General features: G+C 63.3%; 16 protein-coding genes. 8 read left to right on the forward strand and 8 right to left on the reverse strand.

Annotated elements, in window-relative coordinates:
* Nucleotides 1–128: 128 nt before the first annotated feature.
* Complete coding sequence (locus DKB74_RS03170) at nucleotides 129–566, forward strand: DNA polymerase III subunit chi (RefSeq protein WP_109806625.1); 438 nt, start codon at nucleotides 129–131, stop codon at nucleotides 564–566.
* A gap of 83 nt (nucleotides 567–649) precedes the next feature.
* Entirely contained in the window at nucleotides 650–1,072 is a 423-nt protein-coding gene (gene ndk, locus DKB74_RS03175) for a nucleoside-diphosphate kinase (protein WP_109806626.1), read from the forward strand.
* 37 nt (nucleotides 1,073–1,109) lie between these two features.
* Here the strand turns inward: ndk and DKB74_RS03180 are convergent, their stop codons facing one another.
* From DKB74_RS03180 to DKB74_RS03190, 3 genes are all read right to left on the reverse strand, one after another.
* The gene (locus DKB74_RS03180) at nucleotides 1,110–2,450 is read right to left on the reverse strand and encodes a sensor histidine kinase (RefSeq protein WP_239987394.1); all 1,341 of its coding nucleotides are present in this window, start codon (nucleotides 2,448–2,450) and stop codon (nucleotides 1,110–1,112) included.
* A complete protein-coding gene (locus DKB74_RS03185) occupies nucleotides 2,450–3,169 on the reverse strand; it encodes a response regulator (RefSeq protein WP_109806627.1) in 720 nt (239 codons plus the stop codon). The genes DKB74_RS03180 and DKB74_RS03185 overlap by 1 nt, the downstream gene beginning before the upstream one ends.
* 99 nt (nucleotides 3,170–3,268) lie before the next feature.
* Nucleotides 3,269–3,841: an EF-hand domain-containing protein gene (locus DKB74_RS03190; protein WP_239987351.1), complete on the reverse strand. Its 573-nt coding sequence runs from the start codon at nucleotides 3,839–3,841 to the stop codon at nucleotides 3,269–3,271.
* Between the two features lie 403 nt (nucleotides 3,842–4,244).
* On the opposite strand from DKB74_RS03190, the gene DKB74_RS03195 reads away from it, so the two are divergent.
* A complete protein-coding gene (locus DKB74_RS03195; RefSeq protein ID WP_193504376.1) occupies nucleotides 4,245–6,983 on the forward strand; it encodes a TonB-dependent receptor in 2,739 nt (912 codons plus the stop codon).
* 123 nt (nucleotides 6,984–7,106) lie between these two features.
* Here DKB74_RS03195 and DKB74_RS03200 read toward each other — a convergent pair whose 3' ends face one another.
* On the reverse strand, nucleotides 7,107–8,357 hold the full coding sequence (locus tag DKB74_RS03200; protein ID WP_109806630.1) for a TetR/AcrR family transcriptional regulator: 1,251 nt from the start codon (nucleotides 8,355–8,357) through the stop codon (nucleotides 7,107–7,109).
* A gap of 173 nt (nucleotides 8,358–8,530) precedes the next feature.
* Here DKB74_RS03200 and DKB74_RS03205 point away from each other — a divergent pair, with 173 nt between their 5' ends.
* From DKB74_RS03205 to DKB74_RS03225, 5 genes are all read left to right on the forward strand, one after another.
* The gene (locus tag DKB74_RS03205) at nucleotides 8,531–9,787 is read left to right on the forward strand and encodes an acyl-CoA dehydrogenase family protein (RefSeq protein ID WP_109806631.1); all 1,257 of its coding nucleotides are present in this window, start codon (nucleotides 8,531–8,533) and stop codon (nucleotides 9,785–9,787) included.
* Between the two features lie 33 nt (nucleotides 9,788–9,820).
* Entirely contained in the window at nucleotides 9,821–10,906 is a 1,086-nt protein-coding gene (locus DKB74_RS03210; protein WP_109806632.1) for a Zn-dependent alcohol dehydrogenase, read from the forward strand.
* Nucleotides 10,903–11,922, forward strand: a complete 1,020-nt coding sequence (locus DKB74_RS03215) for a phosphotransferase family protein (protein ID WP_109806633.1) — start codon at nucleotides 10,903–10,905, stop codon at nucleotides 11,920–11,922. Before DKB74_RS03210 ends, DKB74_RS03215 begins: the two co-directional genes overlap by 4 nt.
* 14 nt (nucleotides 11,923–11,936) lie before the next feature.
* Nucleotides 11,937–12,737: an SDR family NAD(P)-dependent oxidoreductase gene (locus DKB74_RS03220; protein ID WP_109806634.1), complete on the forward strand. Its 801-nt coding sequence runs from the start codon at nucleotides 11,937–11,939 to the stop codon at nucleotides 12,735–12,737.
* Between the two features lie 376 nt (nucleotides 12,738–13,113).
* Nucleotides 13,114–13,806 carry a TonB-dependent receptor gene (locus DKB74_RS03225; protein WP_109806635.1) on the forward strand — a complete coding sequence of 231 codons (693 nt, stop codon included), beginning with the start codon at nucleotides 13,114–13,116 and terminating at the stop codon, nucleotides 13,804–13,806.
* Between the two features lie 7 nt (nucleotides 13,807–13,813).
* On the opposite strand, the gene DKB74_RS03230 is transcribed toward DKB74_RS03225, so the two are convergent.
* The 4 genes from DKB74_RS03230 to DKB74_RS03245 all read right to left on the reverse strand — a co-directional run bounded on the left by DKB74_RS03230 (nucleotide 13,814) and on the right by DKB74_RS03245 (nucleotide 17,581).
* Complete coding sequence (locus DKB74_RS03230) at nucleotides 13,814–14,212, reverse strand: hypothetical protein (protein WP_161956784.1); 399 nt, start codon at nucleotides 14,210–14,212, stop codon at nucleotides 13,814–13,816.
* A 71-nt stretch (nucleotides 14,213–14,283) separates the two neighbouring features.
* Nucleotides 14,284–15,174 (reverse strand): acyl-CoA thioesterase, encoded by an 891-nt coding sequence (locus DKB74_RS03235; protein ID WP_109806637.1) that lies wholly within the window; start codon nucleotides 15,172–15,174, stop codon nucleotides 14,284–14,286.
* Nucleotides 15,175–15,251: 77 nt separating this feature from the next.
* On the reverse strand, nucleotides 15,252–16,364 hold the full coding sequence (locus DKB74_RS03240; protein WP_109806638.1) for an acyl-CoA dehydrogenase family protein: 1,113 nt from the start codon (nucleotides 16,362–16,364) through the stop codon (nucleotides 15,252–15,254).
* A gap of 35 nt (nucleotides 16,365–16,399) precedes the next feature.
* Nucleotides 16,400–17,581 (reverse strand): acyl-CoA dehydrogenase family protein, encoded by a 1,182-nt coding sequence (locus tag DKB74_RS03245; RefSeq protein WP_109806639.1) that lies wholly within the window; start codon nucleotides 17,579–17,581, stop codon nucleotides 16,400–16,402.
* Nucleotides 17,582–17,609 lie beyond the last annotated feature (28 nt).

Below are 17,609 nucleotides of genomic sequence, written 5' to 3' on the forward strand. Positions count from 1 at the left end.
ACGCCTACCCCTTTGCAATATGAACCCGCGCGATGCGCGCAAACTGGCCCTATCGCACCGGAAGCCGCGCATCGCAACGCCCGGGCAACACGCTGGCGGTGCATCCTGCCGCACGTTAGGGAAAGGCGATGCAGGTCGATTTCTATCATCTTACCCGTTCGCCCATCGATCGCGTGCTGCCGCAGATCGCCACGCGCATCCTTTCCGATGGCGGACGGCTGCTGATCGTGGCGGATGCGCAGACGATTCGTACACGTCTGGACGCCAGCCTGTGGACCTGGTCTGCGGAAAGCTTCCTGCCGCACGCACAGACGGGGCGGGGGGATGATTCGCTTCAGCCGGTGCTGATCGCTGGCGCGATCGGTCAGGCCAATGGCGCGCGCAATGTCGCGCTGGCCGATGGCATGTGGCGCGACGAGGCGCTCGATTTCGACCGCGCCTTCCACTTTTTCGACGAGGACCAGATCACGCAGGCGCGTGCCGCGTGGAAGGGACTTGCCGGGCGCGACGGCGTGGAGCGCCGATACTGGAAACAGACTGACACCGGCTGGGAACAGGCCGGATAGCAGCAACGTCTTGCATCCGATAATCGGCGGGACTAGTGGGACGCGACTTTTCCGTAACATTCAGACATAGGAGCCGCACGGCCATGGCCGCGACCCGGACCTTTTCGATCATCAAGCCCGATGCCACTCGCCGCAACCTGACGGGCGCGGTCACCAAGATGCTGGAAGATGCGGGTCTCCGCGTCGTCGCATCGAAGCGAATCCACATGACTCGCGAGCAGGCCGAGGAGTTTTACGGCGTTCACCGCGAACGTCCCTTCTTCGCCGATCTGGTTGCCTTCATGACCTCGGGCCCGGTCGTCGTGCAGGTGCTCGAAGGCGAGGACGCCGTGACCCGCAACCGCGACGTGATGGGCGCGACCAACCCTGAAAACGCCGCGGAAGGCACGATCCGCAAGACCTATGCCGAATCGATCGAAGCCAATTCGGTCCATGGTTCCGATTCGGCCGAAAACGCCGAAATCGAAATCAATTTCTTCTTCAAGCCCGAAGAAATCGTCGGCTGAGCGACTGTTTCCCTTCCCGGTTCCGGGAAGGGAAGCCTCAGCGCGGTAGCGTGATGGTGGCGGTCAGGCCGCCGCGATCGCGATTCGCGAGCGTGATCTCGCCCCCCGCCTCGCGCACGATGGCGCGTGCCAGCGCCAGCCCCAGACCGATCCCGCCGGTTTCGCGATTGCGCGATGTTTCCAGCCGCGTGAAGGGATCGAACACCAGCGCGATCTGGTCGGGCGCGATACCCGGGCCGCGATCGGCCACTTCGATCCGGACCGCGCGTGCTTCAGGCACCAGCCGGACTTGCGCACCGCCGCCATATTTGACTGCGTTTTCGATAAGATTGCGTACCGCGCGGCGCATCAGCGATGGCCGCAGGTGCATGGTCAGCCGGGCGGCCTCCTCAAAAGCGACATTCGCGCCCAGATCCTGAAAATCATCGACCACAGCGTCGATCAGCGCCGCCATGTCGACATCGGTCGCCGGTTCGCTGGGGCGGCCGAGCCGCGCGAGCGAAAGGATATCGTCGAGCGTCCGGTTCATCTCGTCGATCGTGTCGGCCATCTTTGCACGATCCTCATCATCCTCGACCGATTCGATCCGCACCCGCAGCGCAGCCAGCGGCGTCCGCAGGTCATGGCCGATCGCGCCCAGCATCTTGTCCTTCTCGTCGATCATCGCGTTGACGCGCAGGCTGAGTGCATTGAACGCCGCAATCACGGCACGCACATCGCTGGGCCCGGCTTCCTCGACCGGCTCGGCTGGTTCGCCGGGACGGAAATGCCTCGCCGCCTGGGCCAGACCGTTGAGGGGGCGGGCGATCCGATGCCCCGCCCACAAAACGGGAACGAGCACGACGATATAGAGGATCAGCGTCTGCAACAGCAGCTGAAAGATCAGCCCGCGCTCGGTGCGCGGCCAGGGTGCGTGGAGTACCAGCCAACCCCGTCCTGGCATTTCCACGGCGATATGCAGTTCGCCGCCGCGGCGCACGATGCGTTGTTTGCGTGCGGCCGACAGGTTTTTCAAACGCGGGTCATCGGGAGAAACATCGTCGATTCGCGTGATGATCGCACCCGCGCTCAGCCCGGCATCCGAAAGCCCCTGGCGAATTGCCGTTTCGACATCGCTGCGGTGCCGCGCCGAGGGGTCGATGGGATTGCGCGGTTCGAGCTGCACCCGCGTGCGCCGGTCGCGTTGAAATCGGCCGCTCGTCAGCCGTTCGGCGGCGTCGACGACGCGCGTCACCGACGGCGCGATGATTTCCGCGAAACGGACCTGCTGGCGTTCGCGAAGCAGCATGGTGAAATTGATCGCCTGCGCGACGAACAGCGCGATCGCCACCAGCACTGCGATCTGGCCGGGCAGGCTGCCGGGCAGGCGACGCGGGATCACAGCCGCGTGACCTCTGCAGAGAGCGTATAGCCGCCACCCCACACCGTCTTGATGATCGCCGGATTTTTCGGATCGTTTTCGATCTTCTTGCGCAGACGGCTGACCTGATTGTCGATCGCGCGATCGAATGCTGCGGCTTCGCGGCCCTGTGTGATGTCGAGCAGCTGGTCGCGGGTGAGCACCTGGCGCGGCCGCGTGACCAGCGCATGCAGCAGGCTGTATTCGCCGGTCGAAAGCGGCACCGATACGCCTTCGCGGTCGACCAGCGCCCGCTCGCCGGTCTTCAGCACCCAGCCGGCAAAGGAGAAGCTGCCCGATTCGGGCGCGTGCTGGCGCGTTCCGCCCGCCGAAAGACGACGCAGCACGACCTTGATCCGTGCGGCGAGCTCGCGCGGGCTGAAGGGTTTCACGACATAATCGTCCGCGCCCATTTCCAGGCCGATGATCCGGTCGGTCTCTTCGCTTTTCGCAGTCAGCAGAATCACCGGCGTCTCGCTGGTCGCGCGGATATGACGGCAGAGGCTGAGGCCGTCCTCGCCCGGCATCATGATGTCGAGGATCACCAGGTCGATACTATAGGCGTTGAGCCGCGCGCGGGCACTTTCAGCATCGCCGCACTGGGTGACGCGAAAACCCTGTTTGGTTAGATATTGCGCGAGCGGCTCCCGGATCGAGCGTTCGTCGTCGACGAGAAGAAGGTGCGGTGTGTCGGACATGGGGTGGCGTTAGCATATCCTGGGGAAGTCGGAAGCGCCGGGTGGGCAGGGGGGAGCCCACCCGGCGTGCCGCATGCATCGTCGGTGCGCAAAAGCGCCTTAGTCTGCAGGCGGCGGGGGAGGCGGCATTTCACCAGCGGGAGGCGGCGGCGGACCCTGACGGTGCCGCATCGCCATCATGCGATCGCGCATCGCCGCACGTTCGGTCTGGTCGATCTTGCCGTCCTGATTGGTGTCGACCATGGCGAAACGCGCAAGCGCCGCATCCCGCGCTTCGGCGAGCGTGACCTGACCGTCGCCGTTCGCGTCGACCCGGGCCATCATGCGTTCATGCTGGGCGCCGCGGCGTTCGCCATGTCCGCGTCGTCCGGCGCGGCGGCGATCGGGCGCGTCGCCATTTTCGGCGCGCTGGCTGCGGCGTTCGCGCATCCTTTCGCGCATCGCCTCGCGTGCCGCTTGCCGTTCCTCGGCGGTAATCACGCCGTCGCCATTGGTATCTACCCGGGCAAAGCGGCGCTCGGCATCGGCAATCACTTCTTCGCGCGTGACGATCCCGTCATGGTTGGCGTCGGCCATCATGCCGGGTCCGTGGCGCGGCGGGGTCTGGCTTGCGTCCTGCGCGACGGCCGCGCCGATACCCGTAAGCATCGTGGCGGCAAGCGCGGCGGACATCAGGGATGTTCTGTATTTCATCATCTGCTCCAAATTTCGCTGCTGACAAGGTTGTCGTGGCAGGCTGTTTTCTGGAGCGTCGCTGTCGCGCCGGTATGTCAGATTGCTCGAAAACTGTCGCAAATTGTCGCGGGGGCATCGCGCGCACCCGTCAGACCCGCTTAAAATCGCCCGGATCGCACCGGCAAGAATGCCGCGGAGCAGCATTTTCAAATATTCGGTATTGTGGGCCTATTTGGCGGCCGCTGCTGCAGTGCATGAAAATAGCTATGGCTTTTACGCAACATAGCGTGCTCTTGCGGCATTCGAGTGGCGGTTATGCTTGACGTCCTTGGGCTGAAATAGTGTATTCGAGTTTGGGGTACGGAACCTTCAGTGTTCCGACCAAACGGAGGAGAGGATGATGCGCTATCGCCTTTTGTCGGCATGTGCGGTGCCGGCGTTGATTATTTCGCTTGCGGCTCCGGCCCAGGCTCAGGAGGCCACTGCCTCTCAGGATGCGGCCGCGCAAAGCCAGGACGTATCGCAATCGGAAATCGTCGTGACGGCGCAGGGGCGCGCTCAGGTGCTGGCCGACGTGCCGGTCGCCATCTCTGCGGTTTCCTCCGAACAGCTGGCGGAAAGCGGAACGAACGATATTCGCGAGCTCAATCAGCTTGCGCCTTCGCTGCTGGTTTCTTCGACCGGTAACGAAGCGAATGGTTCGGCCCGTATTCGCGGCATCGGCACGGTTGGTGACAATCCCGGCCTCGAAAGCTCGGTCGCGGTGTTCATCGACGGCGTCTATCGTTCGCGCAGCGGCAATGCGCTCGGCGAACTCGGGCCGATCGAACGTATCGAAGTGCTGCGTGGTCCGCAGGGCACGCTTGGCGGTCGCAACTCGTCGGCGGGCCTGTTGAGCATTTTCACGGCACCGCCCGAATTCGAATTTTCGGGCTATGGCGCCTTTACCTATGGCAATTATGATGCGTTCCGCGTCGAGGCGGGCATCAACGCACCGATCGGCGAAACCGTCGCGGCGCGCGTCGATGGCGTCTATTTCAAGCGGGACGGCTTTTATCACGATGTGGTGAATGACACCGACATCAACAATCGCGACCGCTATCTGGTTCGTGGTCAGTTGCTGTTCGAACCGAGCGCCGACCTGTCGGTTCGGATCATCGGCGATTATTCGGAAAAGAGCGAAGATTGCTGCGCGGCGACCTTTGTCCAGACCGATTCCGCGCCGCTCGCCCGGATCAGCCCGGGCCTTGATCCCTATAATCGACCGCTCCCCGGTTCGCCGGCACTGACCAGCACGTCGAATCCGATCATCCCGATCCTGCTCGCGCTGGGCCAGAATCCCGACGGGCTGAACGGCAGCACCTATGATCGCGACATCTACAACACCGCCGGTCGTTCGTTCGCGGGCAAGACCAAGGATTACGGCATTTCGGGCCAGATCGATTATTCGTTCGGTTCGGTGAACTTCACCTCGATCACCGCCTATCGCGAATATTCGAACTATCAGGGTTCGGACACCGACTATACCCAGGTCGACATCCTGTATCGCGCGCCGAACGAAGATGGCGCGTCGCGTGCGTTCAAGACGTTCAGCCAGGAACTCCGCCTCCAGGGTTCGGCGTTCGATGACAAGGTCGACTGGCTGATCGGCGGCTATTACGCCAATGAAAAGCTCGAAACGCGCGATAATCTGCGCTTCGGCACGCAATATGGCGCATTCGCGCCGTGCCGTGTGACGATCGGGCTTGCCGGTGCCGGATTCGGCCCGGGCGCGATCAACCCGGCCAATTCGGGCTGCCTCGGCAATGTGACGCGCGCGCAGCTCAACAGCGGCCTTACGCCGTTGGGGGCCGCGGGTGGGTTGCTGGTCGCAGGCCTCGACCAGCTGTCGACGCTGAACGACATGGGATCGACGCGCGACGTCTATAACCAGGAAAGCAATAACTTCGCGCTGTTCACGCACAACATCATCCATCTGACCGATCGCTTCGATGTCACGCTCGGCCTGCGCTATACGAGCGAGAAGAAGGATTTCGCCGCGACCTTCGGCAACGACAACACTGTCTGTCCGGCGAACCGTGCGCTGCTTTCGGGCTTGCTCGGCATCAATCCGACGCTCGACAGCCTTGCCGGCGGAATCATCGCGCTTTCGTGTCAGGGCAACTCGACATCGGAACTCAACGGGGTGTCGATGTCCGACAGCCGCAGCGAGGATGAGTTCACCGGTACGGCGATCCTGTCCTATCGCCCGACCGATGACCTGATGATCTATGGCAGCTATTCGCGCGGCTATAAGGCTGGCGGCTTCAACCTCGATCGTTCGGCGCTTCAGGCGAGCCCGGTGCTCGGCAATCCGGCGACCACGGGTTCGACTGCGAACCTTCAGTTCGACGCGGAAACGGTCAATGCGTTCGAAATCGGTGCGAAATACGCAACGCGCGATTTCATGGTGACCATCGCCGGCTTCCGTCAGGAATTCAGCAATTTCCAGCTGAATACCTTCAACGGTTCGGTCTTCCTGGTTCAGAATATCAACGGCTGTAGCCAGGATCTGGGCACCGCCGATCAGGATGCCAGCGCTGCCACCGGTTCTTGCGCTGCCGGTGATGTCACTGCGGGCGTTATTGCCCAGGGCGTCGAACTGGAAGGCACGCTGCGTCCGACCCGTGACCTGACCTTCACGATGGGCATCACCTATGCCGATACCCATTATAAGGATGATCTGGTCGGCACCGACAATGGCGCCCCGCTGGATCCGGCACTGCGCCTGCTGCCCGGCGACAATCTGTCCAATGCTCCGGAAATCGTTGCGACTGCGTCGATGTCGTGGACGCCGGAAATCGGCAGCACGGGTCTGTCGGGCCTGTTCTACCTCAACGCCCGTGCGGTCGACGATTACAACACCGGTTCCGACCTGCTCTATGGCAAGGAACAGGACAGCTATGTGATCGTCAACGGTCGCATCGGTATCCGTGGACCGGACAATCGCTGGGGTATCGAGTTCTGGGGCCAGAACCTGTTCAACGTCGACTATACCCAGGTCGCGTTCAACACGCCTTTCGTGGCGCCGCAGCAGACCTATTCGGCCTATCTCGCCGAACCGCGCACCTATGGCATCACGCTGCGCGCGGGTTTCTGAAGCCTTTGGAGGGGAGCCGGCCGTAAAGGCCGGTAACAGGGGGAAGCGGTCGGCATTGCCGGCCGCTTTCTCTGTTTCGGGGAACGAAAATCCGAACTGCCGCCGGTCGTGCGGAAAGGCAGGTCAGCCGGCGAGAACGCGGTCGTCGAACAGCCCGAACGCGAGGGTCGAGGCGTAAAATGCGACGGCCTTGTCGCGCGGCATGGTGCTGGCCCATTTGCGCATGTCGAAGGCCGCGTTCTGCAGCGCCATCAGCGCCTGGCTGGCGATCAGCGGATCGACTGCGCGAACCGAACCTTCGGCGATCCCGTCCGAAATCATGCCGGCGAAGCGCCGCGCGATGCGATTGGACCGGTCGACCATCGCGCTGCGCGTTTCCGGCGGCAGGCCGAACAGCGCGGTCGTGCGCAGCAGCGGGCCATGTTCGGAAAACTGCACGTCGAGCAGGGTCGCGACGATATTGGTAAGCCGTTCCCAATAGCTTCCCGGCTGTTCGGCACCCAGCCGCTGTGCGTCGGTGAGCACATCGAAGCTGCGTTCGTGGCACGCGACGGCAAGATCGTCCTTGGCATCGAGGTGATGGTAGAAACTGCCCTTGGTGACGTTGAGTTCGGACGCGATCCGCTGCACCGACGCTCCGCGATAGCCGAGTTCGTTGATCAGCCGCGTCGCCGCCAGCAGAAATGCCTCGCGACCCGGTTCGTTGCCCGGCGGCTCGAGGTCGAGCAGGTGCGGGTGCCAGCTGCTTCCCGGCGCGGCGATGCCGTGCAGGAAAATCTCCATCTGGCGCGCTTCGACCCGCGGATATTCGTCAAGCTCGTACCGATCGAGCCATGCCGGCAGCCAGAAGGTGTTTTCCAGCAGCACATGGGCGCGCCCGCCCCATAGATTGATCTCTTCGCGTGAGCGCGCTTCATCGCCCCAAAGTGCGCGGGCGCGGCGAAAGACGCCGCGCCATCCGTCGAGCAGGCGCCGTTTGATCGGCTCTTCCATTGCGCGAAGGTCGGACAGCGTCGCCGCCGAATGCGCCTCACCGCGGCGAATGCGCGCAAGACGCTCCATGTTTACCGCCAGATAGCGTGCGACGCGATCGCGCGGGGTCGTTTCGCGTTCGGCCTCTGCCAGCATGCTGTGCAACAGATCGAGCGTCTGTTCGAAACAGGCGGCGGCAAGGTCTTCCTTGCGCTTGAAATAATAAGTGACGCTGGTGGTGTTGAGCCCGACCCGCCGCGCCACATCGGCGAAGGTCATGCCTCGCGCGCTTTGCAGGTTGATCGTTTCCGCAGCCGCCGCGAGGATCGCGTCGCGCTTTTCGCGGAATCGCTGCGTACCCTGTGCCTCGTCCTCCTCGCGGACGTCTTTCGGTTTCGACATCAGATCAGTTTAGCGAATTTGGCGCCGCGCCAAAGCGTTTTTTGATGTTGCGGCATGCCAAAATTCGATAAAAAATTGCTCTGCAACAGCGTTCGTTTCCCTTTACCGAATATCCGGTACGTTCTAAGCCGGGTCGGTTGGTATGTCTGGGCGGTATAAGAGAGGATGGAAAGATGGATTTCACGCTGACCGAACGCGAAACGCATTTTCGCGACCGGGTTCGCAATTTCATAGCGCGCGAAATCCTCCCGCGCACGCCGCAATATCGTGCCCAGCTCGCCGAAGGCGACCGGTGGCAGCATGTCCCGGTGATCGAGGACGTCAAGAAGCTCGCACAGGCCGAGGGGCTGTGGAATCTCTTCATGCCGCCGCATTCGGGTCAGAAGCATGTCGATGAAAGCTTCCGGTTCGAAGGCGAACAGCTCACCAACCTCGAATATGCGCTCTGCGCCGAGGAAATGGGGCGCAGCGAATGGGCGTCGGAATGTTTCAACTGCTCGGCGCCCGATACCGGCAATATGGAAGTGTTCCATCGCTATGGCACGCTGGCGCAGAAGGAAGCGTGGCTGCGCCCGCTGATGAATGGCGAGATTCGTTCGGCCTTTCTGATGACCGAGCCGGCCGTGGCAAGCTCGGATGCAACCAATGTCCAGACGCGGATCGAGCGCGACGGCGACGAATATGTGATCAATGGTCGCAAATGGTGGTCGTCGGGCACGGGCGATCCGCGCTGCAAGGTCGCGATCGTGATGGGCAAGACCGATCCGACAGCGTCGCGTCACGCGCAGCAGAGCATGATTCTGCTGCCGCTCGACACGCCGGGTGTGAAGATCGAACGGATGCTGCCCGTCTTCGGCTATGACCATGCGCCGCACGGCCATGGCGAAGTGTCGCTGACCAATGTCCGCGTGCCCGCCGACAACCTGTTGCTTGGCGAAGGGCGCGGGTTCGAAATCGCGCAGGGTCGTCTGGGGCCGGGGCGCATCCATCATTGCATGCGCACCATCGGCGCTGCGGAAGAGGCGATCGACGCAATGGGCCGCCGCCTTGTCAGCCGGATCGCATTCGGAAAGCGGATTTCGGACCATTCGGTCTGGGAACAGCGGATCGCGCGGGCGCGCATCGATATCGAAATGACGCGCCTTTTGTGCCTCAAGGCCGCTGACATGATGGACAAGGCCGGGAACAAGGCCGCGCATCTCGAAATCTCGATGATCAAGGTTCAGGCGCCGAACATGGCGCTGTCGATCCTCGACGATGCGATTCAGGCGCATGGCGGCGGAGGCGTTTCCGACGATTTCGCACTGGCCGCCGCCTGGGCGAATATCCGGACGCTGCGGTTCGCCGACGGGCCGGACGAAGTGCACAACCGCACGATCGCCCGGCACGAATTCGCGAAGCATGGCGAACATATGGCGGAGCGGCCGTAAGCGCCGACCGCGCCGGGAAGAGGGAGAAGAGGCATGAAGGCTGCGGTACTCCGCGAGGCAGGCAAGCCGTTGACGATCGAGGAGGTCCGGGTTTCGAAGCCCGGGCCGCGCGAAGTGCTGATCCGTACTGCGGCGGTCGGTGTTTGCCGGTCCGACCTCCATTTTATCGACGGCGCGTTTCCGCATCCGTTGCCGACCGTGCCGGGGCACGAAGCGGCGGGTATCGTCGAAGCGGTCGGCAGCGATGTGGCGCAGATCAGGCCGGGCGATCATGTCATTACGTTCTTCACGGTATTTTGCGGATCGTGCGAAATGTGCGTGACGGGGCGGCCGTCGCTTTGCATCGATCCATCGACGCGGCGCGCCAAGGGTGAGGAACCGCGCCTCAGCCTCGCGGACGGTACGCCGCTGGCGCCGTTTCTGAACCTGTCGGCCTTTGCCGAAACGATGCTGGTGCATGAAAATGCCTGTGTCGCGATTTCGAAGGAAATGCCGCTCGACCGTGCCGCGCTGCTGGGTTGCGCGGTGATCACCGGGGCGGGTGCGATCTTCAACGACAGCCGGGTGCGACCGGGCGAAAGCGTCGCGGTGATCGGGGCCGGGGGCATCGGCCTTTCGGCGATCAACGCTGCCAAAATTGCCGGAGCGGGCATGATCCTGGCAGTCGATCCGGTGCCCGAAAAGCGGCAGCTCGCGCTGAAGATGGGCGCGACGCATGTCGTCGATCCGGGCGAGGACGGCATCCTGAAAACCGTCCTGAAAATGACCGATGGCGGCGTCCATTATGCGATTGAGGCAGTGGGCCGTCCCAATACTGCCGAGCTTGCCTGGAACATCCTGCGGCGCGGCGGGACCGCGACGATTTTGGGGATGATCGCGCCGGGCAACAATGTGTCGATCCCCGGCCCGACATTCCTGACGGGCAAGAAGCTGCAGGGATCGCTGCTCGGCTCCACGCGCTTTCCGATCGACATGCCGCGATTGGTGCAGATGTATCTCGACGGCAAGCTCGACCTCGACACGATGGTGGCCGAACGGATCCGGCTGGAAGATATCAACGATGCGATGGAAAAGCTGCGCAAGGGAGACACCGTGCGTTCGGTGATCGAATTCGCATGAGCGACCTTGATTGCGAGAGGCTCGCCGACTGGATGGCCGCGAATGTGGCCGGTTTCGAAGGACCGGTCACTGCGGAGAAATTTCCGGGCGGGCAGAGCAATCCGACCTATCGGCTTCAGGCCGCGAGCGGCGCCTATGTGCTGCGGCGCAAGCCGTTCGGCCCGCTGCTGCCTTCGGCGCATGCGGTCGACCGCGAATATCGCCTGATTGCGGCGCTGCATCCGACCGGCTTTCCGGTCGCGCGGCCCTATGGCCTGTGCGAGGACGACGACGTCATCGGTTCGGCCTTTTACATCATGGAGATGGTGGTCGGGCGGACGATCTGGGACGGCAGCCTGCCCGACATGGCGCCCGATCTGCGGCGCGATCATTATTGGGCGATGGTCGACACGCTGGCCGCGCTCCACAATATCGATCACGAAGCGGTCGGGCTGGGCAGTTACGGCAAGCCGGGCAATTATTTCGAGCGGCAGGTGGGGCGCTGGTCGAAACAATATCGCGCCAGTCAGACCGACGATATTCCCGAAATCGAAAAGCTGATCGAATTTCTGCCGGCGACGGTGCCCGAGCAGACGCGGACGTCGATCGTCCATGGCGATTACCGGATCGACAATATGATCTATGCGCCCGATCGGCCCAGGGTGCTGGCAGTGCTCGATTGGGAATTGTCGACGCTGGGCGATCCGCTTGCTGATTTTTCGTACCTGTTGATGAACTGGGTGACGCCCGCCGATGGCCGCGCGGGAATCGAAGGGCTGTCGGGCGGCGACAGCGGCATTCCGACGATCGAGGAGACGGTTGCACGTTATTGCGCGGCGACCGGACGCGATGGCGTGCCGCAGCTCGACTGGTATTTTTCGTATAATTTCTTCCGCCTGGCGGGGATTGTTCAGGGCATCAAGAAGCGGATGATCGACGGCAATGCTTCGAGCGATCAGGCCGCCGCGACGGTCGCCCGCTTGCCGGCGCTCGCCGCCGCCAGCTGGAAATTCGCGCAGCGCGCGGGCGCGCGCTGACAGGAGACAAAGCGATGGGCAGATTTGACGGCAAGTCGGTGATCGTCACCGGCGCGGGATCGGGCATCGGTCGGGCGACCGCGACATTGTTCGCCGCCGAAGGCGCCAGCGTGATCGCGGCGGACCTGTCGGACAGCGTGCAGGCGACGGTTGCTGCGATCCGCGATGCCGGCGGCACGGCGCAGGCAGTGCAGATGGATGCCGGATCGGAAGACGATGTTGCGGCGCTGGTCGCAACCGCGTGCGCGGCATATGACGGGCTCGATATTTTCTATGCCAATGCCGGAGTTTCGGGCGGCGCCGCCGGAATTTTCGACCAGAGCGCAAGTGATTGGGCCGATATATTGCGGATCAATCTGATCGGCCCGGCAATGGCGATCAAACATGCCGGCCCGAAGATTGCCGAACGCGGCGGCGGCGCGATTATCTGTACCGCCAGCGTCGCGGGGCTTCGTTCGGGCGCAGGCGGGCCGGCCTATTCGGCGTCGAAGGCGGGCGTGATCAATCTGGTCCAGACCGCTGCGCAGCAATTTTCGGGCAGCAATGTGCGTATCAACGCGATCTGCCCGGGGCTGATCGAAACCGGTATGACCGCTTCGGCATATGAATATGCCCGCGCCAAGGGGGTTGAGGACAGGATCGGGCGGCTGAACCCGATGCGCCGCGGTGGCGTGCCCGAGGAAATTGCGCGGGTTGCGCTGTTCCTTGCCTCGCCGGACGCCAGCTATGTCAACGGACAGGCATGGGTGGTCGATGGCGGGCTTTCGACCAGCCATCCGGTGACGCGTCAGGAATTCGGAAAAACGAGCTTTTGACGCGGCGACGGACGCCGGTGCACTTTTGCTCGCCATTGTCCCTTCCGGCGACCGGCTGATCCATCGGCACTGAGAAAGAGCGGCGAGGGCGGGGCGATCCGGCCTCCGGCCCCGAGAGTGTTCGCGGCAAAAACCACGCAAATCCGTGCAAAGTTCGCATCGGTTCGCACCGTAACGCGCGCGCACCTGCGCATGCGCGCGCGCGAGCGATGCGATCCGCAGTGTAACTATCGATCGCCTCAATTGTAGGACAGCGAAAAATCGCAGTGCCGCTGATCGTGTCGGAGCGGCGCCATTTACCTGCGTCTTTGTCATTTGACTTGGCGGCAGTCGTCGCCGAACCTTGCCTGTCGGCAAGCGGCGGGGGGAGAGAGCGATGAAGCGCATTTTCATGGCGGCGGCGGTATTTTCCGCATTGCTGCCGTCGGTTCCGGCATTCGCGCAGGAAATCGTCGTCATTGCCGCGCGGCGCACCGATTACACCAGCATTCCCGTCATACGGCTGAAACGGACCGCCGATTTCGCGATCCTGGAAGTCGTGGTGTCGGGCGACACGCGCGACAGCGCGCAACGCCAGGAAGAGATTTACGGCATGGTGCGCAAGGCGATCGAGCTGGCGCCGCGCTATGGCGTCGAACTGGCGACAGGCCAGCTTGTCGTCGAGCCGCTGACGATCGACAATTATCGCGATCTCGGCCTGGAAAAAGGCGAGCGCGAGGACAGCGACGAAGCGCGTTTCTATGTCAAGGCGCGGCTCGAATCGGGAATGGGTTCGGCCGACGCGCTCGGCCGGATCACACGCTTTGTCGAAGCAGTGCCGACCGTTGGCCGCGCGCTGATCGAAGCGGACGGCGATCTGGCGCTGTCGGTGGTGCAGCCCGACCAGTATCGCGGGCAGATCATCGCGCTGATCGCAGAGGATGCCAATCGCACCGCATCGGCATTCGGACCCGGATATGGCGTGCAGGTTTCGCAGCTGGAACAGCCGGTGCGTTGGGTGCGGGCCAGCCTGACCGAAGTGTTTCTGTATCTGCCGATCAGCTATGCGGTGGTGCCTCGCGGCGAATAGCGCCGCTTCACTGGCATTGCGGGGAGGTGATTTCGCGCCCCGTGGCGTGGAACAGGCCGTCGCTGCCTTCGGCCACTTCGACTGGCTTCACCGTGAAATAGCTGCCGCCGTTGAGTGCACGATCGAGCACGCAGATGCGGATCGTGTCTCCGCTCGCGCCGAGCACGCGGATGCGGAACACCCATTCGCCATCGGCGCGGGTCAGCTGTGCGGTGCCGCCATCGTCGGTGATTTCGGTAAAGCCATAATCGGCGAACCGATGCTTGTCCGCCTCACGGCGCGGCCCGATCGAATTGGGAAAGCTGGTGACGTCGAGCCGTTGCGCGATTTCGGTCGCGTCGAACATCGACGTTTCGGCGAGCAACGCGTCTTGCGGCAGGGCCAGCATCAGCAGGGCGACGATCATGGGCGCTTTCCGTGGCATTCGGGACTGGATGCCTTTGGCAACGCCCCGATACCCCCAGCGTTCCCGCGCGGTCAGTCCTTTGCCGGTTTGTCGCGCAGGCGGATCAGCCCTTCCTGACTGGTGCTTGCGACCAGCCGGCCGTCCCGGGTGAAGATCTTGCCGCGGTTGAAGCCGCGACCATGACCCGCCCAGGGGCTGTCGCAATGATAGAGCAGCCATTCGTCGGCGCGGAAATCCTCATGCAGCCAGACCGCATGGTCGAGGCTCGCAGTCTGCATCCGGGTGTTGAGCCAGTTGACGCCGTGCGGCAGCATCGACGTGCCCAGCAACGCCATGTCGGAGGCATAAGCGAGGATCGCGCGATGCAAAGCGGGATCGTCGGGCGCCCTTCCGACCAGCCGGAACCAGCTGTTCTGGACCGCGGGGCGCGGTTCGGGGTGCGTCCAGTCGCGCGGATCGCAGGGGCGAATTTCGATCGGGCGTTCGCGCAGGAGAAAGGGGCGGAATTTCTCCGGCAACTCGGCGGCATGTTCGCTGCGCACTTCCTTTTCGGATCGCAGCGTTTCGGGTGCCGGCACATCGGGCATTGCGTCCTGATGGCGTAGCCCTTCCTCGGGCCGCTGGAACGAGGCGATCATGTTGAGGATGGGCTGACCCTGTTGCAACGCGATGATGCGGCGATTGGCGAAGCTGCCGCCGTCGAAATCGCGCACGACGCGAAAGATGATCGGATAATCCTCATCGCCCGGCCGCATGAAATAGGCGTGGAGCGAATGGGCGATCTTGCCCTCGACCGAGCGCTGCGCCGACTGCAGCGCCTGTGCGATCACCTGACCGCCGAAGACGCGGCCGACGCCGCCGGGCTGGCGACTGCCGCGATACAGGTCGCGGTCGATTTCCTCGACATCGAGCAGGGTTACCAGCTGTTCGACAAGCTGTTCGGCGGTGGGTTTGTCAGTCATGCCAGATCCAATGTTCCAACCGGCGGCGGCAGGCAAGTTTCGTCAGCGTTCGGTGCGAGGGTCTTCCCCGCCGCTCGCTAGAACCCCGCCATCCGCGCCACGGCGTCGGCGTGGAAATTGGTGTCGCCGAACATTTCGGCAAGGACACGGCCGCGCTTCATGTAAAATCCGATGTCATGCTCGTCGGTCATGCCGATGCCGCCATGCATCTGGATGCCCTCCTGCACCGCCAGCGTGGTGGCGAGGCCGGTCATCGCCTTGGCGACAGCAGCGGCCATTGCTGCTTCGTCCGAACCGGTGTCGAGCAATTGCTGTGCCTTGAGCACGGCGGCGCGGGCGACTTCGAGTTCGGAATAGAGGTGCGCGGCGCGGTGTTGCAGCGCCTGAAAGCTGCCGATCGCGACGCCGAACTGCTTGCGGTCCTTGAGATAGGTCATGGTCCTGTCCATCGCGCCGCCGCCGACACCGAGCATTTCCGCCGATGCGCCGATGCGCGCGGCATCGAGCAGCCGGGCATAGGCGGCGCCGCCATCCTCGCCACCGATCACGGCGTCGCCATCGAGCTGAACCTCGTCGAACTGCACATGTGCGGCGATGCTGGCATCGGTCAGCCGCTCGGGCGTGGCGGTAACGCCGGCAGTGCCCGCGGGGACGGCGAAGAGCGTGACATCCGCATTGTCTTCGACATGCGCGGCGACGATCATCAGATCGGCGACATGGCCATGGGTGACGAACTGCTTCGCGCCTGACAGGCGATAGCCGTTGCCCGCGCGCTTTGCCTGCATCGCGACCTGGCCATTATGTTTGGGCTTTTCGTCGATCGCGAGCGCGGCGACCGTTTCGCCGGCGAGGATGCCGGGGAACCAGCGGTCGCGCTGCGCCGATCCCCTGAGCGCTTCGACCGCCGCGACGGCAGTGGTGAGGAAGGGGGAAGGGGACAGGTTGCGGCCGATCTCCTCGAGCACCACGCCCGCTTCGACATGGCCGAGGCCGAGGCCGCCATCGGCCTCTGGAATCAGGATGCCGGTAAAGCCCATTTCGGCGAAGGATTTCCAATGGTCGCGCGAGAAGCCATCGGCATTCTTCTCGTCGCGCAGCTTGCGCATATGGGCGACCGGCATTTGTTCGGAAACGAAATCGCGCGCGGTGTCGCGCAGCATCGTCTGTTCGTCATCGAGGAAGAGAGGCATTTGCTGTTTCCTTGATCGTCGCTGCAGCGGGGGCCTCAGGCGCCCGGCAGGTCGAGAATCCGTTTGGCGATGATGTTGAGCTGAATTTCGCTGGTCCCGCCTTCGATCGAATTGGCCTTGGTACGCAGCCACGCGCGCGCCGCAGCGCCGCCGTTGGATGCGTCGCTTTCCCATTCGAGCAGGTCCGATCCGCCCGCCGCCATCATCAGCTCGTTGCGGGTCTTGTTCAGTTCGGTGCCGTAATATTTCATCATGCTCGGCTGGGCAGGGTGCGCTTGCCCCGACTTGAGTTCATCGATGAAGCGTTCGGACATCGCCTTGAACGCGCGGCTGCGCACTTCATAAAGCGCCATCTGCGCGCGCAGCAGCGGGTCGGCGAGGCGGCCTTCGCCATCGAGCCCGATCTTTTCCCGGGCAAGGCTGTGGAGCGCGCGATTGCCGCTTTCGCCGCCCATGCCGGAGATCATCTCGCGCTCATGGCCGAGCAGATATTTGGCGACATCCCAGCCGCGATTAAGCTCGCCGACCAGATTTTCCTTGGGCACCTTCACATCGTCGAAAAAAGTTTCGCAGAAGGGGGAATAGCCCGAGATCAGCAGGATCGGCCTGGTCGAAACGCCCGGCGTTTCCATGTCGAACAGGACGAAGCTGATGCCGCGATGCTTGTTCGTCCTGTCGGTGCGGACAAGGCAGAAGATCCAGTCGGCCTGATCGGCATAGCTGGTCCACACTTTTTGCCCGTTGACCAGGAAATGGTCGCCCTTGTCCTCCGCCGAGGTGGCGAGGCCGGCGAGGTCCGATCCGGCATTGGGTTCGGAATAGCCCTGGCACCAGCGGATTTCGCCGCGCGCGATTTTAGGCAGATGTTCGAGCTTCTGTTCCTCGGTGCCATATTTGAGCAGCGCCGGGCCGAGCATCGAAATGCCGAAGCTGTTGAGCGGATTGCGACAGCCGAGCCGGGCCATTTCCTCGCGCAATATCTTGGTTTCGGCAGGCGAAAGCCCGCCGCCGCCATAGGCTTTGGGCCAGTCGGGCACGGTCCAGCCGCGGCTGGCCATCGCGTCCATCCAATCCTTCTGCCCCGGCTGGTATTCCGCGTTGCGGCCACCCCAATTGGCGTCCTTTTCGCTGCGCATCGGCTGCCGCATTTCCGGCGGGCAATTTGCCTCAAGCCATGCGCGCGTTTCAGCGCGAAAGGTGTCGAGCGCTTCAGTCATCTAATCTCTCCGGGAGCCCGGCGGGGAG

The organism is Stakelama portus (assembly GCF_003171655.1).
Classification (GTDB): domain Bacteria; phylum Pseudomonadota; class Alphaproteobacteria; order Sphingomonadales; family Sphingomonadaceae; genus Sphingomonas; species Sphingomonas portus.